This is a genomic window from Nocardia pseudovaccinii NBRC 100343 (assembly GCF_001613225.1).
Lineage (GTDB): Bacteria > Actinomycetota > Actinomycetes > Mycobacteriales > Mycobacteriaceae > Nocardia > Nocardia pseudovaccinii.
Genome location: NZ_BDBY01000069.1, coordinates 18285 through 38876, shown reverse-complemented (window position 1 = coordinate 38876; position 20592 = coordinate 18285). Strand labels below are relative to the sequence as shown.

At 65.9% G+C, this 20592-nt stretch carries 20 protein-coding genes; 12 read left to right on the top strand and 8 right to left on the bottom strand.

What is annotated here, in order from left to right:
- The first annotated feature begins 561 nt into the window (after window positions 1-561).
- The gene (locus tag NP3_RS07860) at window positions 562-1026 is read left to right on the top strand and encodes a hypothetical protein (protein WP_063039222.1); all 465 of its coding nucleotides are present in this window, start codon (window positions 562-564) and stop codon (window positions 1024-1026) included.
- A 57-nt stretch (window positions 1027-1083) separates the two neighbouring features.
- A complete protein-coding gene (locus NP3_RS07855) occupies window positions 1084-1251 on the top strand; it encodes a hypothetical protein (protein ID WP_245720850.1) in 168 nt (55 codons plus the stop codon).
- A 120-nt stretch (window positions 1252-1371) separates the two neighbouring features.
- On the opposite strand, the gene NP3_RS46525 is transcribed toward NP3_RS07855, so the two are convergent.
- From NP3_RS46525 to NP3_RS07840, 4 genes are all read right to left on the bottom strand, one after another.
- Window positions 1372-1530 carry a hypothetical protein gene (locus tag NP3_RS46525; RefSeq protein WP_174566182.1) on the bottom strand — a complete coding sequence of 53 codons (159 nt, stop codon included), beginning with the start codon at window positions 1528-1530 and terminating at the stop codon, window positions 1372-1374.
- 461 nt (window positions 1531-1991) lie between these two features.
- A complete protein-coding gene (locus NP3_RS07850; protein WP_063039218.1) occupies window positions 1992-2711 on the bottom strand; it encodes an alpha/beta fold hydrolase in 720 nt (239 codons plus the stop codon).
- Window positions 2712-2771: 60 nt separating this feature from the next.
- Entirely contained in the window at window positions 2772-3140 is a 369-nt protein-coding gene (locus NP3_RS07845; protein ID WP_063039217.1) for a hypothetical protein, read from the bottom strand.
- 9 nt (window positions 3141-3149) lie between these two features.
- Window positions 3150-4754, bottom strand: coding sequence for an FAD-dependent oxidoreductase (locus NP3_RS07840; RefSeq protein ID WP_063039265.1), 1605 nt, complete (start codon window positions 4752-4754; stop codon window positions 3150-3152).
- Window positions 4755-5005: 251 nt separating this feature from the next.
- Between NP3_RS07840 and NP3_RS07835 the strand changes: the two genes are divergently transcribed.
- From NP3_RS07835 to NP3_RS07810, 6 genes are all read left to right on the top strand, one after another.
- Window positions 5006-6001: a VOC family protein gene (locus NP3_RS07835; RefSeq protein ID WP_063039215.1), complete on the top strand. Its 996-nt coding sequence runs from the start codon at window positions 5006-5008 to the stop codon at window positions 5999-6001.
- A gap of 10 nt (window positions 6002-6011) precedes the next feature.
- A complete protein-coding gene (locus tag NP3_RS07830; protein ID WP_063039213.1) occupies window positions 6012-7205 on the top strand; it encodes a cytochrome P450 in 1194 nt (397 codons plus the stop codon).
- A 23-nt stretch (window positions 7206-7228) separates the two neighbouring features.
- A complete protein-coding gene (locus NP3_RS07825) occupies window positions 7229-8716 on the top strand; it encodes a class I adenylate-forming enzyme family protein (protein ID WP_063039263.1) in 1488 nt (495 codons plus the stop codon).
- Window positions 8713-9540, top strand: coding sequence for an NAD(P)-dependent oxidoreductase (locus NP3_RS07820; RefSeq protein ID WP_063039211.1), 828 nt, complete (start codon window positions 8713-8715; stop codon window positions 9538-9540). Before NP3_RS07825 ends, NP3_RS07820 begins: the two co-directional genes overlap by 4 nt.
- Before the next feature lie 79 nt (window positions 9541-9619).
- A complete protein-coding gene (locus NP3_RS07815; protein ID WP_063039209.1) occupies window positions 9620-10522 on the top strand; it encodes an IclR family transcriptional regulator in 903 nt (300 codons plus the stop codon).
- A gap of 128 nt (window positions 10523-10650) precedes the next feature.
- Window positions 10651-11190, top strand: coding sequence for a flavin reductase family protein (locus NP3_RS07810; protein ID WP_063039207.1), 540 nt, complete (start codon window positions 10651-10653; stop codon window positions 11188-11190).
- A gap of 13 nt (window positions 11191-11203) precedes the next feature.
- Here the strand turns inward: NP3_RS07810 and hsaA are convergent, their stop codons facing one another.
- The gene (hsaA, locus tag NP3_RS07805; protein ID WP_063039204.1) at window positions 11204-12364 is read right to left on the bottom strand and encodes a 3-hydroxy-9,10-secoandrosta-1,3,5(10)-triene-9,17-dione monooxygenase oxygenase subunit; all 1161 of its coding nucleotides are present in this window, start codon (window positions 12362-12364) and stop codon (window positions 11204-11206) included.
- A gap of 85 nt (window positions 12365-12449) precedes the next feature.
- Window positions 12450-13928: an aldehyde dehydrogenase family protein gene (locus tag NP3_RS07800; RefSeq protein ID WP_063039202.1), complete on the bottom strand. Its 1479-nt coding sequence runs from the start codon at window positions 13926-13928 to the stop codon at window positions 12450-12452.
- A gap of 299 nt (window positions 13929-14227) precedes the next feature.
- Between NP3_RS07800 and NP3_RS07795 the strand changes: the two genes are divergently transcribed.
- Window positions 14228-15742 carry an MFS transporter gene (locus NP3_RS07795; protein ID WP_157124178.1) on the top strand — a complete coding sequence of 505 codons (1515 nt, stop codon included), beginning with the start codon at window positions 14228-14230 and terminating at the stop codon, window positions 15740-15742.
- 41 nt (window positions 15743-15783) lie between these two features.
- Here the strand turns inward: NP3_RS07795 and NP3_RS07790 are convergent, their stop codons facing one another.
- Both NP3_RS07790 and NP3_RS07785 read right to left on the bottom strand, forming a co-directional pair.
- Window positions 15784-16776 (bottom strand): LLM class flavin-dependent oxidoreductase, encoded by a 993-nt coding sequence (locus NP3_RS07790; RefSeq protein WP_063039198.1) that lies wholly within the window; start codon window positions 16774-16776, stop codon window positions 15784-15786.
- 42 nt (window positions 16777-16818) lie between these two features.
- Window positions 16819-17592 (bottom strand): enoyl-CoA hydratase/isomerase family protein, encoded by a 774-nt coding sequence (locus tag NP3_RS07785; RefSeq protein ID WP_174566184.1) that lies wholly within the window; start codon window positions 17590-17592, stop codon window positions 16819-16821.
- Window positions 17593-17879: 287 nt separating this feature from the next.
- Here NP3_RS07785 and NP3_RS07780 point away from each other — a divergent pair, with 287 nt between their 5' ends.
- From NP3_RS07780 to NP3_RS07770, 3 genes are read left to right on the top strand one after another with little or no spacing between them, the layout of a single operon-like run.
- The gene (locus NP3_RS07780) at window positions 17880-18191 is read left to right on the top strand and encodes a hypothetical protein (RefSeq protein ID WP_063039197.1); all 312 of its coding nucleotides are present in this window, start codon (window positions 17880-17882) and stop codon (window positions 18189-18191) included.
- A 10-nt stretch (window positions 18192-18201) separates the two neighbouring features.
- The gene (locus NP3_RS07775) at window positions 18202-19713 is read left to right on the top strand and encodes a class I adenylate-forming enzyme family protein (protein ID WP_063039196.1); all 1512 of its coding nucleotides are present in this window, start codon (window positions 18202-18204) and stop codon (window positions 19711-19713) included.
- Entirely contained in the window at window positions 19710-20474 is a 765-nt protein-coding gene (locus NP3_RS07770) for an enoyl-CoA hydratase/isomerase family protein (RefSeq protein ID WP_063824714.1), read from the top strand. The genes NP3_RS07775 and NP3_RS07770 overlap by 4 nt, the downstream gene beginning before the upstream one ends.
- The last annotated feature ends 118 nt before the right edge of the window (window positions 20475-20592 follow it).

Below are 20592 nucleotides of genomic sequence, written 5' to 3'. Positions count from 1 at the left end.
GCCAGCTGTATAGCTGGCGGGCTTTTCCATGTCGCAGGCCGCCTTGCGCCAAATAAGTTGCGTACGTTGGGTAATTCCAATCGTCGACCATAGCGTTGAATTGAGAATTAACCGTCTGAACTGGGAAAATGCGGTCATTACCCCAACGGTACCCCACCGCTATACGATCGCGCCGAAATCAGCCCAACAGGCACGGTTAGACCTGTACCCGGTACCAAGTCGACGCCGTTTTTCCTGAGGCGGCGCACCTTCCCCAGAGAGCTGGGGAAGGTGGCGAAGGCCCTTGGTGCCGGGTGCCTTTGCCCCCGCCGCGTCAGTTGAAAGGCGCATCACCGATGCCATTCAATATCTTCTCTATCCACCAGTGTGCCGCTCAGGCCGAGCAAGTAAGTCATCAGGTACCAGACAGCTTTTGCGTTTCCGAGGTGCAGCGCATGATGCATTTTCATGTCACCTGCCGCGCCAAGCGCTGCCCGAGAAAGGCTGCCGCACTTCGGGCTTTGGTGACAGCCTGCTGCGCCGTTCCCTTCGCAAGCAAACCGCGGTAAGGGACAGTCCACCATGACGGTTGATGTGATGCTCCCCAATGCGGAACAACTGCACAAGGCATTTCGCGGAGAGGGCAACGCAGCGCTGACGAGTGTGATCGACGCAGCCTCGCGGATGATCCCGATCCATCACAAGCGCAAGGAAGCGATCCGACGAATGCAGCAGCCGGACGGCATGTCCGGCAATGAACTTCGCCGAGCTGTCGGCGACTTCACTGCAGCAGAGTCTTCCCTCGCCTCTCTCGCCACGGCCATTGACCGCTCAGTCGCCACCGCCCTACAGGGGCGCCAGCATGTATCAGGCGTCTGGCATACCGAGACCGTTGGCCTCGTCATTTCCCGAATGGCCGAACTGTGGTTGAGCTACATCAACAGTCAGGCGCATGAAGACGCCTTCCGGGTCGCGCGGATGAGCGACGCCTACAACTTCCTGATTACGGAGCTTGCCGAGGGCAGACGCCTGCCACCGGATATGTGAGCGGGTGACGTAATGAGTCACGACGGGACGTCAGATCCCCCGAGCCACAGGACATTTGTGTCAGCAGACGGCAAGCTCGCCGAGTTCATGTGCCAGGTCTCGCTGATGGAGTTGACGGTTGAGCGCGCTCGGGAGCTTCGGCAGATCCACCGGTTCCACCACCCGGACGAGTGCATCGTGCACTTGGAGGCGGCGTATCTTTTGCTGCTGGCCGAGGACGACTAGCCAACATGTCGCTGCATCTTGTCCCCATCCTCTGGCCAGCCTCGGTGTTCTTCACGGCAGCATCAAGCCTTCGGATTAGGTTGTGGTGGAAGGGAATTGACGTTCCGTCCAGGCCTGAGTTCATGTCCGATACCCGTCACAGTTGCGACGCAGAGCGATACCTGGAGGCAGAAGCGCATTCCGCCGCTGAAACCTCTTCACGGCCACCACGGCCACCACGGCCACCACGGCCACCACGGCCACCACGGCCACCACGGCCACCACGGCCACCACGGCCACCACGGCCGCCCTCAGTCCCAGAGGTACAGGTGGATGAGCACGAGACGGAGGTATTGCCTCGGATACAGGACGTCGTGCCGCCGGTGCGGGCTACGCCGATCAGGCGGCCGCCCTGGCTAAATCAGTAGTAGCATCGCCGGTGCTTGCTCGGGTAATTCAGCAACGACTTCAGAATCGACGTCGACCATGCGCGAACGTTTGCCGACTCGGAGCGGGAACGGTCGACACATCTGCAGCGCGAACGTTCGAAACGAGAACGCGAAGCCCGACTTCGGGGCGAATAGTGCATCCGCAATTGAAAGGGAGCGTGAACGCGCTATCCGGAGGAGACAGCGCTGTACGTGTCCAGACCGAGTGCGCCATAGATCACGACAACGGTTGCCGCGCAGACGATCTGGCCGCGATCGATCGTCTTCGCCGCATCGTGCAGTGGTATCCCAACGTATGGCTTCGGACCTCGTCTATGTGGCGGCGATCTCGAGGAGCGCGTCGGTCACCGCTCGCGGTTCGGTGATCATCAGATCGTGCCCGGTGTCGATGTCCCACAGACAGCCTGCGGCGCGTGCCTGCTGGATGAGTCCCGGGTCGCGCGTGGCCAGGGTTGAGGTGCAGATGATGTGGTACTGAGGCAGTGCCCATAGGGCGTCCTCGTTGCGCAGTTCGAGTTTCTCCTCGAAACACCGCCATGGGTGGGCGGTCAATCGCGTCTGCATCCACTCCATGTCTGCGGGATCGGTGACTCCGTAGAACAAGGGGGCGTCCTCGGTCGGTAACAGCACCAACTCCACGCCGTCGAGGACTGTGCCGAGAGGGCGGGTCGCCTCGATGATCGGCCCGGCTACGTCGACCAGTGATTGACCGTTGACCGGGTTGGCCGCGTCCAGATAGACCAATGAGCGGATGCGGTCGGTGACTCGGTCGGCGGCGCCGGTGATCACCATGCCGCCGTAACTGTGCCCGACCAGGATCACGTCGTGAAGGTCCTCGTAGTGTAATAACGACGCGACGTCCTGGACGTGGGTGTCGAGACCGATATCGCCCAGCGGTAGGTGTGATCGCTCGGCCAGGCCGGACAGTGTCGGTGAATACACGTTGTGCCCCGCATTCGAAAGCAACCGTGCCACCCGTTGATAACACCAGCCTCCGTGCCCGCCGCCGTGGACCAGAACGAATGTAGCCATCTTCTCTCCTGAAGCCCGGTGCGTTGCCCGTGACGAGTACCGGGCAACGACCGTATTTCATTATGCAGCAGGGCCTTTAGCGGAGACGGGGAATAGGCCGGGGGTGATCAGTCTGCGCTCGACCAGGATTCGGGCGTCGGCGAGGATAAGTGGCAGGGCCGCGGAGCTCGGGAGGGCTGGACCTAGTTCGCCTGCTCGAATCAGATGCGCCTGTGCGCCGTATCGCCCGAATGCCAGCGCGATCGAGGTGGCGGCGCTCGGGTCGGCGTTTCGGTGCTGCGGTTCGGGGAAGCACCACTGCCATGGGCCTGCCGAGGTCGTGAAGCGCAGTTCGATGTAGTCCGATCGGGCTGGGCAACGCAGAGCGATCTCGAGTGCGGCAGGTAGGAACGACCTTCCCGACAGGGTCGATTCGGTTACGCGAGTCATGGCCCACTCCTAAGCGGTTGGTCCGGCGAGGTCGAGTGCGGCGAGATAAGCGAAGACGAGGCTCGAACCGATCGGTGTTCCGGCGCCGGGGTACGCGCCGCCGGACATTGCGGCCATGGTGTTGCCGGTCGCGTAGAGACCGTCGATCGGCGTTGCGTCCGAGCGGAGTACGCGAGCGTGCGCGTCGGTGACGAGACCACCCTTGGTTCCGATATCGGACAGCACGACGGTGGCCGCGTAGTAGGGCGGGGTGTCGACGGGGATGAGCAGCGGGTTGGGGAGGTCGGTCGCCAGCGGCACGAGGTAGTTCTGCCTGGGGTCGGCGGGGTAACCGACGATGTACTGGAACATCTGGTCCCACGGCGCCTCGCCGCGGTGGAAACGTTCGTCGACACCGGATTTCGAATAGCCGTTGTATTCCTCGATCGACTTGCGCAGTTTCTCCGGCGGCACGCCGATCAGTTCGGCCAATTCTTCGAGGGTGTCGGCGCGGCGCAGGGCGCCCGACGCGAACCACTCCGGACGCACCGGCTGCTCCGGGTCTCCGCCGAAGCCGTCGCGCTCGAGCTGCCGGTGGTCGAATACCCAGTGCGCGGTGCTGTGCGTAATGCCGGTTTCGCGTTGCAGCCGGGCCATTTCGTGCCCGGCGCGGTCGTAGGGCTGCGTCTCGTTCATGAAGCGCTCGCCCTCGGCATTGACCCAGATGCCGCCGCGGGTGCCGGTATGGAAGACAGGCCGACCGTCAGGCTGCACGACACCGGGGACGTACCAGGCCTCGTCGAGCAGATCGGTGGCCGCGCCGATCGCGCGGCCGGCCAGGATCGCGTCCCCGGTGTTCTGCGGCGCGCCGTGGGACCATTCGCCGGTGAGCGGCACGGGTGAATACTGCTCGCGCATCTCACGGTTGTGTTCGAATCCGCCCGCCGCCAGGATCACGCCGCGGGTCGCCCGGAATGTGCGGTGCTCGCCGCCGCTGACCGCCACCACACCGGTGACCCGGCCGTCCTCGACCAGCAGTTCGGTGAGGGCGGTCTCGAGCAGGTAGGAGCCGTTGCCTGTTGCCAGGAATGCCTTCAGCGCCCGGCCGATCAGGGCGCGGCCGCCGACGAGCACCGGTCCTTCGTCGATACCCCAGCGCTCTTCGGGGACGGAGCGGCGGATGAGCGGGGCGAGGTCTCCGAGTTCGGCGACCGAGATTTCCTGCGGGAACACCGTTCGCCCGGTCGCGGTCGATCCGGGACGTCCGAAGAAGTATTCGGGCACGGGCTGATAGGCGAAGGACCCGAACAGCGGGTTCTGCTCGAGGTCGTCGATCAGTTGGGGCGCGGTCCGCAGGTAGGCGTCCTGCAGCGGCTCGCGCGAGTTGTCGGCGACAACGTCACGCAGATAGGTGCGCGCGGCCTCGGGATCATCCTCGACGCCCGCGCGCGAAATCGGGGCGCTGCCCGGAAACCACAGTCCCGCACCGGAATACGACGTCGTGCCACCGATCAGCGCGGTCTTCTCCAGCACCAGCGTGCGCAGTCCGCGGGCGGCGGCCGCATAGGCGCCGATCAGGCCACCGCCGCCGGAACCGACTACCACGACGTCGTAAGTTTCCTCGTCAGCGGCCATTGCTGTCTCCTTGATTTCACCGTGCGGCAGCGGAGTGGGGGATCGAATGTCCGTCGAGTGTGCGACCGAGTATGTCGAGCAGAGGGTGAGATTCCGCTGAGCGGGATGGCGCGGGTCGTGGTGCAGGAGCCGTTCGTGGCGGCTCGTCGGAATCCGGCGCATCCCAGTGTTCGGAAAGTCCGGCATGTGCTGCCCGGTTCCTCCGCAAACTAGCCAGCCAGCAGGACATTCCGACTCGAAGGAGAGCTCGCATGGCTGGTTCGCACGACTACGATCCCGGCCCGCAGATTGCCCACGCCGGTGGCCTGAACCTGGGGACGCCGGATCTGCGGCGTTCGATCTGGTTCTTCCGGGACCTGCTGGGCATGGAGGTGGTCGCCGAATCCGACGGCGTGGCCTATCTGCGCGGGTATCAGGAACTGGTGCACCACTCGCTGGTGCTCACCCAGCAGGACGAGGCACGGGTGAACAGTTACAGCTTCCGGGTGAAGCGGCCGCAGGATGTCGAGCTGTTCCACAAGCAGCTGACCGAGGCCGAGATCGAGGCGGTGGAGCTGCCCGCCGATCACGAGCTGGGCCGTGGCACCGCGATCCGCTTCCTGGTCCCCGGCAGTGAGCATCCGTTCGAGCTCTACTACGACATCGAAAAGCCGGTTGCCCCACCGGAATTGCGTTCGAAGCTGCTCAGCAACAGTTCCCGCCGTCGCGGTTTCGGAGTCCGGCGGCTGGACCATCTGAACGTGCAGTGCAGCCCGACCACGGTGAACCAGGCCGAGGGCTGGTTGCGCAATGCGCTGGGGTTCAAGCGCCGTGAGTTCGCGATGATCCCGCAGTTCCCGGAGACCATTCTGGCCTCGTGGCTGTCGGTGACCCCGCAGGTGCACGATATCGCGATCGGTGTCAACGGGGAGGAGAAGAACGGCGCGTTCCACCACGTGGCATTCAATATCGAGAACTTCCACGACATTCTGCGGGCGGTCGACGAGATTCGTGATCTCGAGATCGACTTCGGCCATGGTCCGGGCAAGCACGGCATCGGTCAGGCGATGTACCTCTACATCCACGATCCCGGCTCCGGTCACCGGGTCGAGCTGTACTCCGGCGGATACCTCATTTTCGATCCGGACTGGCAGGCGCTCGAATGGAAGATCCCCGAATTGCAGTGGGGGCAGACGTGGTACGGCGAGGCCCTCGATGTCGGTCCGGGCGGCGCGTTCCTGTCGACCACACCGTCGGCCGGGTTGTGAGGGGATCGGTATGACGCTCGAATCCCAGGGCACCCATGACGGTGTGCCCGCCTTCTATTTCGACAATCGCCTGTCCGGTCCACTGCTGAGCCATCATGAGCAGTGGGACCGACTCGCCAGCTCCCATTCCGCGTTCAGGAGCACTGTCGCACAGGGGTATTGGGTTATTACGGACGGCCAGGCGATCCAAGAGGCGCTGCAGGACTGGCGGACGTTCTCCAGCACCTCGGTGACGGTCCTCGAGCCGAATCCGAAGTTCCTGTGGATTCCGGAGATGCTGGATCCGCCGGTGCACACCAAGTGGCGGCGGCTGTTGGGCAGCGAGTTCGGGCCAAAATGGGTCGCCGCCCGCGAGCCGGAGATCCGCAAGATCGCGACGGAGATGATCGACCGGCTGCGGTCCAAGGGTGGTGCGGACGTCCTCGACGAGTTCGCCCGCCGGTTCCCGACCCTGATCTTCATGCGGCTGATGGGCCTGCCCGAGCAGGATCTGGAGCAATTCCTGGAATGGGTGCACGAGATGCTGCACCTACCGCACGCCGAGGATCCCGACCACCGTCGGCAGATGGCCGCGATGTCCGCCGCGTCGGCCTATTTCGAAGAGCAGATCGCGCTGCGTCGCGACGCCCCGCGCGATGATCTGCTGTCCCGCATGATGACCTGGCGCATCGATGGTGAGCTCCTCAGCGACGCCGATATGCACGCGTTCTGCATCCTGATGTTCCAGGCCGGTTTCGACACTGTCCCCATCGCTATCGGCTGGGCCATGTACCACTTCGCCGCGCACCATGAAGATCGTGCGGCCGTAGTGGCCGACCCGTCGCTGATCGCCAATGGCGTCGAGGAAGTCCTGCGCGTCTATTCGTTCGTCATCCCGGCGCGAAAGGCGACGCGGGACACCGAGATCGGCGGCTGTCCGGTGAAATCCGGCGACATGGTGATGCTGCCGCTCGCGGTGAGCAACCGGGACGCCGAGCGGTTCGACAATCCGCTCGAGGTGGATCTGCGGCGCGCCACGAACAACCACATCGCCTTCGGTTCGGGTCCGCACCGCTGCTTGGGTTCACACCTGGCGCGACTGGAGCTGAATGTCGCGATGGAGGAGTGGCACAAGCGAATTCCGGACTACCGGATCGCGCCCGGCCAGCAGCTCGAGCAGACCGGAAACATGTACGGCCTGATGTCGCTGCGCCTCGACTGGTGAACACGAACGAAAGGCATTACCACGTGGGAATTCGCGACCAGCTGACCCGGCTGCTCGCCGAGGCTCCGGCCGACGCCGAAGCGATCGAGCACGAGGAGATCTGGTGGACCTGGGGCCGGATCCAGGCGACCGCGCGCTCGGTCGTCGATGCGCTGGAATCGGCCGGTCTAGGTGCGGGATCCCGAGTCGGTGTGGTGCTGGAGAACCGGCCCGAACATGTCGCGGTGGTCGCCGCGCTGATCGCGTCCGGTCGATGCGTCGTGCTGCTCGCACCGCTGCAGCCCGCGCCGCGGCTGGCCGCCGACATCATCGCGTGTGATCTGCCCGCGGTCGTGTGCGGATCCGAGCTGCTCGCCCGTGACGGCGTGCTCGATGCCGCCACGGCGGCCGGTATCGCCCTGGAACTGCGCGACGACGGCTCGGTGCGGCGAGTGGGCGGCCAGGTCCGTGCCTGCGCCGTGACCAATCCGGGCACCGTCGTGGAAATGCTCACCTCCGGGACGACCGGTGTGCCCAAGCGGGTGCATCTGCGCACCGAGCAGCTGGATCAGGCACTGGCCTCCGGTGGGCAGACGGCACGGGGAGACCGGTTGCTGTCCCGGTCCGCGGTACTGGTGAACGCGCCGCTCGTGCATATCGGCGGCCTGTGGCGGGCATTGGCATGCCTGGCCATGGGGCGGCGGATGATTCTCATGCCCAAGTTCGTCTTGGAACCATGGGTCAGCGCCGTCGAGCGGCACAGGTTGCGGGCCGTGAGCCTGGTGCCCGCCGCGCTGCGGGCCGTACTCGACTCCGGAGTGTCGCGCGATCGACTGGCGAGCCTGCAGGTCGTCACGTCCGGGACCGCGCCGTGTCCGAAAGAGTTGGCGGACTCCTTCTTTCGCACATATGGCATCCCGGTGCTCATGACCTATGGGGCAACCGAATTCGCGGGCGCGGTGGCCGGTTGGACGCTGGCGCTGCACGAACAGTGGTGGGACCTGAAGGCAGGCAGCGCCGGTCGCGCCTTCCCCGGCGTCGAGTTGCGGGTGACCGGCGAGGACGGCGTCGAGCTCGGCGGCTGGACGACCGGACGGCTCGAGGTCCGCACCGCGCAGACCGCGGAAGGCGCCGGAGAGTGGGTCCAGACCAGCGATCTGGCGCGGATCGATGTCGACGGCTTCCTCTGGATCGATGGACGTGCCGACGACGCCATCATCCGCGGTGGCTTCAAGGTCCAGCCGGAGACCGTCAAGCGGGTGCTGGAGTCGCACGTGGCGGTGCGCGAGGCCGCGGTGGCCGGACTGCCCGATGCTCGGCTCGGACATGTGCCCGTGGCCGCGATCGAAATCGAACCGGGACTGATACCTCCCGACGGCGACGAACTCGTCGCGCTCTGTCGTGCGCACCTGCTGCCGTACGAGGTACCGGTGCACGTCGTGGTCTTGGACCAGCTGCCGCGTACGCCATCGAGCAAGGTGAGCCGGATGGAACTGCTCGAACTCGTGCGGGAGCGACGGAACCGATCATGACCGCCTTGACGATCGGATTCATCGGCGCAGGACGTATCGGCGCGGCCATGGTGGAGCGACTACTGGCGGCCGGGCACCGGGTCCGGCTGTACGCGCGGCGGCCGGAGGTACGGGACCGGCTGGCTGCACTCGGCGCGGAGCCCGTCGATCGGATCCGGGATATCGCGGCCGCGGATGTCGTGGTCAGCTGCCTGTTCGGCGACGATCAGATATCCACGCTGCTGCCCGAAGTCGTCGAAGCGTTGGCCGAGGGCACGGTCCTGCTGTCGCACACCACCGGGACGCCGGAGGTGCTGCACAGTCTGGACCGGTTCGCGCCGACCGGACGAGCCGCGGTCGTGGACGCGACATTCAGCGGCACACCGGAGGCGGTGCGCGCGGGGGAGTTGGTGGTCTTTCTCGGTGGCACACCCGAAGACGTCTCGATCGCGCGCGGAGTCGTCGATTGCTATGCCGGAACCGTCATCGAAACCGGTGGGCGGGGTTCGGCGCTGCGGGTGAAGTTGATCAACAACCTGCTGTTCGCCGCGGTCTCACAGCTCACCCTGCAAGGTCTGGCATTGGGCCGCGGGGTTGGGATAGACGAAGGTGTAATGCTCGAAGCGCTCGCGATCAGCAGCGGCGGTACGACGGCCGGGCGCTATATCGCCGACCGTGGCGGATCCGAATCCTTCGCCGCCACGGTCGCACCCTTTTTACACAAGGACGTCGCCGCCTGCCGAGCCGCATTGACCGATTCAGGCGTCGATTTCTCGGGCCTGCTCGGCGCGGCCTGCGGCGGTCCGATCGATATCGACGATACTGCCCCTAAAGAGGGAACTTAATTCCGATATCGCCACCTTAGCGGGGCCCTCTTTCGCTACACTCGCGCTGAGGTTCAAGCTCCAAGAAGGAGGCTGGCCAATGGCCTCAGTGGTGAATGACAACGCGGTCGCCACCTCCGAACGGCAAGAGTCGCCACCGTCGATGGTGGAGCGGATGACACTGATCATGGATTCGTTCGGTGGCCCGCAGATCCGGCTCTCGCTCGAGGATGTCGCCGGACGCACCAATCTGCCGCGCTCGACGACCCATCGCATCCTGGAACAGCTGGTTCGGCTGCGTTGGCTCGAGCGCAACGGTCGCGACTACGGCCTCGGTCAGCGAGCGCTCGGATTCGGCGGCAGGGAAGAAGGGCACGGTGCGTTGCGGACAGCGGCCTTCCCGCTCCTGCACAACCTGTCGGTGCGCACGGAAATGGTGGTGCACCTGGCCGTGCTGGACGGCGCCGAGGCGTACTACCTGGACAAGTTCGGAGGCAAGGCCGCGGTGCAGGTGCCGTCGGTCGTCGGTGGCCGGGTGCCAGCGCACTGCACGGCCGTCGGAAAGAGCATGCTGGCGTGGCTGTCGCCGGAACAGATCGACGATCTGTACCGCGATGTACTCGCCAAGCGGACCGCGCACAGCATCGGCGATCTCGAGGTCCTGCACCAGGAGCTGATTCGCATTCGCGCACGCCGTGGTCTGGCCTTCGAACGCGGCGAATGCTTCCAGCACATCGCCTGCGTCGGTGCGGCGGTCCGCGGTCCCAAGGGACCGGTCGGCGGGATCTCACTCGTCGGCGACGTGCGAGCACCGCTCGAGCGGCTGGCACCCGTGGTCGCCAATACCGCGCACGCGATATCGGAAAAGCTGATGGGTGACACCGCGCGCAAACATTCGGCGCGCTTCGAAACCGTCCTCGTGCCGGATGAACCGCAGAGCCCGGCACTCACCGAGACCGTCGGACGAATCCTCGCTCTTGGCGAGCGCGGCGAGTGGTTCTGACCTCCTCGCGCGCGGCCAGGCCGTTTCCGCTGAGCGGAAAGCACCACAGGTCCACCCCGTTTCCTGACCAAACTTGCGTTCCAGTCGGCCGTCGGCTCGATCCCCCCGCAAGAGAGGTGAGGACCCCTATGAGTCCGCTTCCGGATCCGGTGTCGATGGGCGCCAGGCGTTTCCGCGATGTGCTCGGCCATTTTCCGACGAGCGTTGTCGCGATCACCACCACGGCATCGGACGGGCGTCCGCACGGGTTGATCGTCGGCACCTTCACCTCGGTTTCGCTCGAGCCACCACTGGTGTCTTTCCTGGTGAATCGGACCTCGTCGACGCTGTCGATGATCCAGGAGGCGGGCCGATTCTGCGCCAACGCCCTCGCGGGCAACCAGGAACCGACCTCACGCCGGTTGTCGGCCCGGGACGCGGACCGGTTCGAAGGGGTGGCCTGGTCGCCGTCACCGCTCGGCAATCCGGTGCTGGACGGCATCGTGGCCTGGGTCGACTGCACGCTCGTACAGGTCGTCGAGATCGGTGACCACTATTTGGTCGTCGGCCGGGTCAGCGATCTGAATATCGAGTCGGTGCGGACACCGCTGCTCTTCTTCCGCGGCGGATACGGCGATTATCTCGCCAGCGCGACGCTGCTGATGGATCGTCTCGTCGGCTGGTGGTGACCCGGGTCCGGGCTCAGACCAACATGTCGTCGACCGGTAAGCCGAACGTGCCGCGTCCGTACAGCGTCAGCGCGGTGCCGACATCGTTGGACGCGTGAATGCCCGCGATATGCGCGTCGCGCCAGGCCCGCTCGATCGGATTGCGACGGCGCAGCAGCATCCCGCCGGTGGCCGCGAACACCAGATCGATCGATGTCAACGCGCGTTCGGCGCCACAGGCCTGATCACGACGAGCCCGTAACCGTAGCTCGAGCGGAATATCCTGTCGCTCACAGACGCATGCGTACAACTCGCGCAGGCTCCGGCTCATCTGCAGGACGGCCGCGTCGATTTCCGCGCTGGCGCGCGCCGCCGCGGTCGGCTGGTCCGCGGTGATACTGCCGCCACCGAAACTGAGCCGGTTACTGTCTCGCATCCGCGACAGAAAGACATCGAGGCAGCCCTGTGCCATGCCGACCATCGGTGAGCTGTTCGCGTAGGTGTACATGGTGCCGTACGGCATCCGGTAGAGCGGGCCGGGATTCGTTTTGTGTCCAGGGCTCTGTAGCAGTGCGATGTCGTAGAACCGCGTCACACGGTGCTCCGGGACGAAAATCCGTTCGGCGTAGAGATCATCGCTGCCCGCGCCGCGCAGTCCGGCCGCATCCCATACCTTCGACATCCGATAGTCGGCACAGGGCACCAGCCCGCTGACCATATCCACCGGCTGTCCGTTCTCGGCCACGATGGTGCCGCCGAGCAGCGCCCACGACGAGTGCGCGCATCCGCTGGCGAATCGCCAATGGCCCGAGACTTCGTAACCTCCGGCGACCGGAACGAATCTGCCGACCGGTGCGTAGGACGAACAGATCAATGCGTCCGGATCGTGCGACCACACATCACGTTGCGCGCGCTCGTCGAAAAGTGCCACATGCCAAGGGGTCAGGCCGAGTACCGACGTCACCCATCCGGTCGAGCCGCAGGCGGTGGCGACCGCACGTACCGCATCGTAGAAATCCAGTGGGTCGGCCTCCAGCCCGCCCTGGGATTTCGGTCGCAGCAGCCGGAAGATGCCCGCGCCGATCAAATCGGTCATCGTCTCCGCGGGTATCTCACCGGTCTCGTCGACCCGCGCCGCCCGTTCGGCCAGCGTCGGCAACAATTCGCCGACCGCTGCGGCTACGTCTGCATTCATGCCGGGTTCTTTCGTGTCCTCGCCCCCTACACCAGTGACTTCACGGCGGAGCGTAACAGGCACGCGGCCATTCGAGCCCGGTCGTTCAGCGCGCGGCCCAGCTGATGGCCTTGGTCTGCAGGAATTCGTCGAGGCCGAATTCGCCCCACTCCCGGCCGATTCCGCTCTGCTTGTATCCGCCGAACGGCAGGCGTGGGTTCACCCCTCCACTGCTGGCGTTGATCGCTATGCCGCCTGCGCGAACTCTGGTCGCGATGTCGTAGGCGGCCACGGTGTCGGCGCTCCAGACAGCGCCAGCCAAACCGTAGGGGCTGTCGTTCGCGATCCGCACCGCCTCGTCGTCGGTGCGGAACGGGATGACGACGCCGACTGGTCCGAAGAACTCCGTCTGCGCGATCGTCATCGAATTGTCGACATCGACGAAGAGGGTCGGCTCCACGAAGTAGCCCTTGTCGAGGCCCGCCGGGCGTCCGCCACCGGCGACGATCCGCGCGCCCTCCTCCTCGCCAACGCGGATCAGTTTCTCGACCTTCTCCCGCTGCGCCGCGGTGATCAACGGACCCATCGTGGTGGATTCGTGCGCCGGATCGCCGACCCGGACACCGGCGAGCGCGACGCGCAGCCGCGCGACGAGTTCGTCGTGGACGGATTCGTGCACGATTGTGCGGGTCAGGATCGAGCAGCCCTGGCCCGCGTGGGCCGTGATGCCCATGAGTGCGGACCGGACCGCCCCGTCGAGGTCGGCATCGGCGCGGACGATATTCGCGGACTTGCCGCCGAGTTCGAGTACGACCTTCTTGATCGAACTCGCGGCCTGGGCGTAGACCATTCGTCCGACGGTGTCCGATCCGGTGAAGCTGACCAGGTCCACCATGGGATTGGTGGTCAGCTCCTGGCCCGCGTCGATATCGCCGGTCACGATGTTCAGCACGCCCGGCGGCAGACCGGCGGCGTCGGCGAAGTCACCGATCAACAAGGATTCCAGCGGGGTTGTCGGCGCGGGCTTCAGCACGGCGGTGCATCCCGCGGCCAAGGCGGGGATCACCTTCATCATGCTGAGGAAGAACGGGAAATTATAGGCCGCGATCAGCGCGCAGACCCCGAAGCCCTCGCGCCGGATCTGTCCCTGGGAGATGCCGAGACCCGCGGCGATCGTCGGTTCCATCGGGCGTTCCCACGCGAAGGCAGGCATGACGCGCTCGGCCATATCGCGCAGATGGGCCACCGGCACCCGGGTCTGCAGCGTTTCGGCCAACGAGCGGACCGAACCCGCCTCGGCCATATTGACGGCGACGAGCTCGGGCAGGCGGCGCTCCATCTCCTCGGCCATGCGCAGCAGCACCGCGGCCCGCTCGGCGGGTTTCATCCGCGGCCAGGGACCTTCGTCGAATGCCTTGCGCGCGGCCGTGACAGCGCGGCGCACGTCCGGGATCGAGGCCTGCGGGACGAAGGCGATCGTCTCCTCTGTCGCGGGATTGCGCACATTGATGAGCTCGTCCGCTTCGCCGTCGGTGCGGTGCCCGTCGATGTAGAGCTGCGTCGAGAACGAGTACGCCGTGGTCATGTTCGGTCTCCTGATTGCCGGGTCTGCGTCGGTCGTCTGGGCAGGCTCACCTGCGGCGCTGCCCGCACACCGCGCCTTAAAAGTGTACTGAATAGCCGAACTGGCTGAGTCGTTTGTCCAATTGCCGCTGAGTGGAAAGGTCGATTGTGTGACCCGCCCCACAGGGGGTGTGCTGTCGCGTACGTCTTCGCCCCACTCCGAGCAGGGCGAATGCGATCACCAAACCAAAGCCACGGCTCGATTGCTCGGTGCGAGTCGGAAACGAGAGCTCCGTGGCAGCCCCCGAAAGGACTCGATCGATGAGCCCTGCAATGCAATTCGACGAATCGCCCGATGTCGCACCGACGCCGGATGCTGCACAGACATGGACGCCGCGGCTGGTGCTTTCCCTGGCCTCGATCGTGCTGACGCTCGAGATACTCACCCTCAGCTACATGATGGTCGCGATGGCGGCGCCGGAAATCTCCGTGCATTTCCAGACGACCCAGGGCGCCTGGCTGCTGACGGCATTCCTGCTGGTCGGGGCCGTGACAGGTCCACTGCTGGGCAAGCTGGCCGATATGTACGGCAAGCGGAAAGTATTGCTGGCCTGTGTCGCCGTCTCGGTGCTCGGCTCGCTGCTCTCCGCGGTCGCCACCAGCTACGCGATGCTGATCACCGGCCGGGCGTTGATGGGGGTGCTCACGCCGTGTGTCTTCCTGGCCTACTCGCTGATCCGGGACGTGTTCCCGAAGAAGACGGTCGCGCTCGCGGTCAGTGTTACCACCAGTGGTTTGGGACTTATCGCGATACCGGCGCCGTTCATCACCGGCTGGCTGCTCGACGACTATGGTTTCCGCAGCATCTTCTGGTTGTTCGTGATCGGGCTCGCGGTGTTCGGCACCCTGGTCGCCCTCACCACCGACGAATCCACCGTGCGGGTACGGTCGGGGATCGACTTCGCCGGTGCGCTGCTGCTCGGTTCCGGCATCGCGGGCATACTCGTCGCACTCAGCTTCGGTCCCTCCTGGGGCTGGACGACCGGTTCGACGCTCGCCTACCTCGTCGGCGGTGTTGTGCTGGTGGTGGGCTGGTTGGTATCGGCCGGGATTGTGCGTGACCCGCTGCTCGATCTGGATGTGCTGCGCAGGCGGCCGGTACTGCTGATCTCCATCGGTTCCGCCATGTGCTACGGCTGCAGTGCGCTCATCACCATTCTGCTTCCGATGATGGTGATGACGCCCGCCGCCGTCGGACTGGGCTACGGATTCGGTGTCAGCGCAAAGGGATTCGCGATCTTCCAGGCGCCGATCGGCGGCATGGTCGTGGTCGGCGGAGTGGTGGTCGGTATTCTGGTCGGCCGCAAGGTTCGGCCGCGGTTGCTGATGATCGTCGGCCTGCTGCTGTTCGCGCTCGCTTTCGTGCTCATCGCGGTCAAGCATGACGACAAGGTGCTGCTGCTCGTGTTCGCTGGTATGGCGGGCACCGGTATGGGGCTGGGCTACGCATCGGTTCCGAATCTGTTGATCGAGGCGGTTCCGCCGCAGTTGCAAGCCAGCACGGCGAGTATCGCGGGTGCCGCGCAGAGTGTCGTCGCGGCGGTCTTGCCGGTGCTCGCGTTCACCGTGCTGAACAATTCGTATATCGCGCCGATCCCGCTCGAAATGACCCATGGCGCGGTGCTCTACACGGATAGGGGATTCCAGGTCGCGTTCCTGATCGGCGCGGTGGCCTGTGCCATCGGCGCGCTGCTCGCCGTGCTGCTGCCCCGCAAGATCGAGCAACTGCCCGCACCTGTCGCGCAGGATGCGCAGGCTCCGGTATTGACGCACTGATCGAGTCGAGGGCGGCCGCGCGCGAGCGCGGCCGCCTTTGCTCAGGGTGTGGTGCCGATCAGGGCGAGGCTGGAATGGGCATATGCCGCACGACGTTTGGGACTCACCAGATACGAGGGCGGGGCGAAATAGCCGACATCGCGGGGCAGGGCGTCGGCGCGGCGCGCGAGGGCCGCACGGGCGTCGGCAGTGGTCCCGCAGAGCGCGATCTCGGCGAGCATTTCGTCGGTGACCGCCTTGACCATGCCGTCGGTATCGCCCGCGCGGAATGCCGAGCGCAGTTGCGCGACAGGGCTTTCCCAACCGTGATGGGCGACATAGGGGTCGTAGGTCTTGACGGTGAGGTAGAAGGCGATCATGCGGCGGGCGTCGGCGATGGCGCGTTCCGGTGCGTTGTCGTCGATGGCGGTGATGATCCAGCCGTGTTCGAGCGGGCGCCGACCGCTACCCGCCGCCCCGCGGTCGACCGCCGGGCGCACGATGTCGTTCCACCAGGTGCGGGTGAACAGGCCGTGGCCGATCACGCCGTCGCCGACCCGGCCCGCGGTGGCGGCCATCCGGCTGTTGAATCCCGCGAGCAGTACCGGGATATCGAGGCGGCCGAGCACCGGGGCCCGGACATCGGCGGCTATCGAATAGAACTCACCGGAGTACTGGATCTTCTCGCCGTTTTCCGCGTGCAGCCAGGCGCGGACCACATCGATGGTCTCGGCGATTCGGTCGACCGGGCGATCGGCGGGGACGCCGAACCAGTCGCGGTTGATCCGGAAGGCGGCGGTGCCGAGGCCGAGGAACAGTCGACCGGGTGCCTGCGCGTGCAGCTGCCGCATGGCGGTGGCGTGCGCGTACGGGGTGCGGGCGAAGGCGTAGGCGATGGCCGGACCGACCAGTGCGCGTTCGGTATTCGCGACGATCTCGGCGACGGTGAGGTAGGCGTCGTGGTCGACGAAGTCACCGGTGCAGAAGGCTTCCACACCGGCCTGCTCGGCCTCCCTCCCGACGTCGCGGCCGGGCCACGGCATACCGAACTTCATCGAATTCTCCTCTTGGACAGTCTGATCGGAGGTGGATGCGCGTCAGCGCAGCGTCCATTTGCTGCGGGGCACCGCGGCACGGTCGACTTCGGCTTTGCCGATGGGGTTGCCGATATGGGTGTAGGACAGGCCGGTGCGCAGTGCCTGGGTGCGGGTGGCATCGAGCGATTCCCAGATCGCACGGACCGTGCCCTGGATCGCGGCCGGCGGCTTGGCGGCGATGATGCGGGCGATCTCGTCGGCGCGATCCCAGAGCTGATCGCGCGGCAGAATCTCGCTGACCAGGCCGATCTGCATGGCGCGCTCGGGGGACAGACGCTCGTCCAGGCCGAGCAGCGCGATGCGCAATGTCTCACCCAGCGGAATGCGGCGCGCGAGCCCGATCGGTTCCAGCGCGGCGGTCAGCCCATAGCTGACGTGCGGGTCGAAGAAGGTCGCGTCCTGCGCGCAGATGATGATGTCGGCCTCGTTCAGCCAGTAGAACGCGCCACCGGCCGCCATTCCGTGCACCGCGCAGACCAGCGGTTTCCACACCTGGTTGAGCTTCGGCGACAACTTCTCGCCGGGATCGGTCTGCGACCAGACGTTGGACTGCCGGTCGAAGCCCTGTTTGACGTCCATGCCGGTGCAGAACGCCCGGTCGCCCGCACCGCGCAGCACGACGACACGGATATCGTCATCGAATTTCACGCGCTGCCAGATGCGGTCGAAGTCCTCGAGCATCTCCTGGTTGAAGCTGTTCATGGCTTCCGGTCGGTTCAGGGTGATCGTCGCGACGTGGTCGGTCACGTCGAACAGGACGGTTTTCAGCTCCATCCGGAAACTCCGATGTTCGTGGGTCGGCTGAATGCGGCCCTCCGGAGAGTGGCCGGATTAGAGTGTAACAAATTGTTCCACTGGCGACATTCGACTCTGTCCTGGTCGTGGTCCGATTCGAACCACTTAATATGTGGTAGACAAGCAATAGTGCCGCGCGGCCCGAGCCTTGGGCTGCTGCAGATTCTAGATAAGTCGTATACTCTTCTCTGGCCCCGGTCGTCCGGATGTGTTCGTGACGGCGGTCGGGGCGAGATGGCACGACGAGATCCACGGAGGAAGTTGCGATGAAGCCACGCGTGGGGCAGACGCTCGCCAGCACGGTCGACACGACGACGGTCATTGTCGTACGCGCTCCGCAGGCCGATCTGGAGATCACCTGTGGCGGGGCGGCGATGGTCGATCCGAAGGGTCCCGGCGGCGTTCCCGTCGGCACCGCCGATCCCGAACAGCTCGGTGGTTCGCAGCTCGGCAAGCGCTACGCCGATGAGGAACTCGGTGTGGAACTGCTCTGCACCAAGGCGGGGCAGGGCACGCTGGCGGTGAACGGTGTCGCGTTGCCGCTCAAGAACGCCAAGCCGCTTCCGGCCTCGGACTGAGAGCGCATCGATGAACGTAGCGATGCTGTTGGATATGGCCGCCGACGGTTTCGGCGACCGAATCGTGGTCGGGCGGACGGCCGATGGACTGACGCCGGTGCGGCTGCGCGAGTTGGCCGCCGGTGGTGCGCGGGTGATCCGTGCGGCCGGAGCCGACGCGATCGTGTACCTCGCCGTCAACGGTCCGGCCTTCCCGGTCGCGCTGTTCGCGGCGGCCCAGGCGGGTGTGCCGCTGGTACCGGTGAACTACCGCCTCGGCGCGGAGCAACTGGACGCGTTATTGGCGAATCATCCACGCGCACTCGGTATCGCCGATCCCGAACAGGCCGAGGCATTGCGCCGGGCGGGACTGTCGGTGCGGAGCTCGCAAGAGTGGTTGGCCACCGCGGCGGATGCCGGTGTCGACGACGGTGACGAGATTCCGGCCGCGCCCGAAGCGCCCGCGGTGTTGATCTACACCAGCGGCACGACCTCCGCGCCGAAGGGTGTGGTCCTGCGGCACCACAACTTGGTGTCGTATGTGCTCGGCACAGTGGAATTCGCGGGTGCCGACGCCGACGAGGCCGCGCTGATGAGCGTGCCGCCGTACCACATCGCGGCCGTATCCAACGTTTTGACGAACCTCTATGCCGGGCGTCGGGTGCTCACTCTCGAACAGTTCACACCGCAGCAGTGGCTCGAACTGGTACGCGAGCAGCGGATTTCGAATGCGATGGTCGTTCCGACCATGCTCGCCCGCATCATCGACGGCGACGGGCTCGACCGCTCGGTCCCGTCATTGCGTTCACTCGCCTACGGCGGCGCCAAGATGCCGGTGCGGGTGATCGAGACCGCGCTGCGGGAGTGGCCGCATGTCGATTTCGTCAATGCCTACGGGTTGACCGAGACCTCGTCCACGATCTCGGTGCTCGGGCCCGAGGAGCATCGCGCGGCCGTCGCCAGCGAGGATCCCGCGGTGCGCGCTCGCATCGGCTCGGCCGGTCGGCCGGTGCCCGGTATCGAGCTCGAGGTGCGTGCCGAATCCGGTGGTCTCGCCGCGGCAGGGGAGCCGGGCCAGATCTGGGTGCGCGGCGAACAGGTCTCCGGTGAATACGCCGGGCACGGTGCCTCGGTCGACGAACGGGGTTTCTTCGACACCCGTGACCACGGCCGCGTGGATGCCGACGGCTATCTCTACATCGAGGGCCGGGTCGACGACACCATCATCCGCGGCGCGGAGAATATCGCGCCCGCCGAGATCGAGGACGTCCTGCTGCGGCACCCGGATGTGCTCGACGCGGTCGTCGTCGGTGTGGTCGACGAGGAGTGGGGGCAGCGGATCGAGGCCGTCGTCGTTCCTCGCGGCGGGGTGGACGTCGATGCCGAACAACTGCGCGCGGAGGTGCGAAAGACATTGCGCGGCTCCAAGACTCCCGATCGCATCACCTACTGGCCGGAACTGCCGCGCACCGCGACCGGCAAGCTGGTGCGCCGGGATATCGTCGCGGCGCTGACGGCCGATCGTCAGCCGACCGCAGGGTGAGCACCCTCGACGTCACGATCGAGGGGCCCGCCGCGCGGGTGCGCTTCGATCGGCCGGACGCGCGCAACACGGTGATTCCAGAGCTTCTCGTCGAGATGCATTCCGTGCTGACCGAATTGAGCCGCGACGATGCACTCGCCGTGGTGGTGCTGACCGGAAACGGCGCGACGTTCTGTCCCGGTGCGGATCTGAACCGCGCCGGGGCGGGCGGGTCGGCCGCGCTGCCGCCGCTCGAGGTGTATCAGTCGGCGACCCTGCTGCACGAGATGCCGCAGTTGACTCTCGCCGCGGTGAACGGAGCCTGCGCGGGCCCGGGATTCGCCTGGGCCGCGGCGTGCGACCTGCGCGTCGCCGCCGCCGGTGCCCGATTCGCGACGGCGTTCCTGCAGGCCGGTGTTTCCGGTGAACTCGGCCTGCCGTGGACATTGTCGCGGGCACTCGGTGCGGCGTCGGCGCGGGACCTGTGTTTCCTGCCGCGCAAGCTGACCGCGGACGAGGTCCGTGCCATCGGATTCGTCTCCCGGGTGTTTCCCGATGACGAATTCGACCACGAGGTCGCCGATCTGGTGCGCGAACTCGCGGCGCGCAGGCCCGCCGCCCTGCGGACCTTGAAGGCGAATTTCCTGCTGGCCGAGCGCACCGAGCTGGCGGACTACATAGCGGTGGAAAGCGAACGGCACCACGGATTCTTCACCGGAGAGCAGCGTGCGCAGACCGCCAAGGCGTTGCGTGTGCAGGGCGATCGGGTGCATGAGGCGTGAGGACAGCGTTTGCTGCGGTTCCGGAGTGAGCGATGCGGAAACGATCGGCCGATCGTGTCGCCGCCCGCATCGGTTCCGAGGGCACCTGCAATCCGATCGCCGCCGCACATGGCGCGAA

Excerpts from the sequence above, each read along its gene's own strand:
- NP3_RS07835 (WP_063039215.1), top strand. The coding sequence starts at position 5,006 with ATGGCTGGTTCGCACGACTACGATCCCGGCCCGCAGATTGCCCACGCC.
- NP3_RS07845 (WP_063039217.1), bottom strand. The coding sequence starts at position 3,140 with ATGACTCGCGTAACCGAATCGACCCTGTCGGGAAGGTCGTTCCTACCT.
- NP3_RS07800 (WP_063039202.1), bottom strand. The coding sequence starts at position 13,928 with ATGACCACGGCGTACTCGTTCTCGACGCAGCTCTACATCGACGGGCAC.
- NP3_RS07780 (WP_063039197.1), top strand. The coding sequence starts at position 17,880 with ATGAAGCCACGCGTGGGGCAGACGCTCGCCAGCACGGTCGACACGACG.
- NP3_RS07785 (WP_174566184.1), bottom strand. The coding sequence starts at position 17,592 with ATGGAGCTGAAAACCGTCCTGTTCGACGTGACCGACCACGTCGCGACG.
- NP3_RS07775 (WP_063039196.1), top strand. The coding sequence starts at position 18,202 with ATGAACGTAGCGATGCTGTTGGATATGGCCGCCGACGGTTTCGGCGAC.
- NP3_RS07830 (WP_063039213.1), top strand. The coding sequence starts at position 6,012 with ATGACGCTCGAATCCCAGGGCACCCATGACGGTGTGCCCGCCTTCTAT.
- NP3_RS07850 (WP_063039218.1), bottom strand. The coding sequence starts at position 2,711 with ATGGCTACATTCGTTCTGGTCCACGGCGGCGGGCACGGAGGCTGGTGT.
- NP3_RS07815 (WP_063039209.1), top strand. The coding sequence starts at position 9,620 with ATGGCCTCAGTGGTGAATGACAACGCGGTCGCCACCTCCGAACGGCAA.
- NP3_RS07795 (WP_157124178.1), top strand. The coding sequence starts at position 14,228 with ATGAGCCCTGCAATGCAATTCGACGAATCGCCCGATGTCGCACCGACG.
- hsaA (WP_063039204.1), bottom strand. The coding sequence starts at position 12,364 with ATGAATGCAGACGTAGCCGCAGCGGTCGGCGAATTGTTGCCGACGCTG.
- NP3_RS07820 (WP_063039211.1), top strand. The coding sequence starts at position 8,713 with ATGACCGCCTTGACGATCGGATTCATCGGCGCAGGACGTATCGGCGCG.
- NP3_RS07840 (WP_063039265.1), bottom strand. The coding sequence starts at position 4,754 with ATGGCCGCTGACGAGGAAACTTACGACGTCGTGGTAGTCGGTTCCGGC.
- NP3_RS07790 (WP_063039198.1), bottom strand. The coding sequence starts at position 16,776 with ATGAAGTTCGGTATGCCGTGGCCCGGCCGCGACGTCGGGAGGGAGGCC.
- NP3_RS07810 (WP_063039207.1), top strand. The coding sequence starts at position 10,651 with ATGAGTCCGCTTCCGGATCCGGTGTCGATGGGCGCCAGGCGTTTCCGC.
- NP3_RS07860 (WP_063039222.1), top strand. The coding sequence starts at position 562 with ATGACGGTTGATGTGATGCTCCCCAATGCGGAACAACTGCACAAGGCA.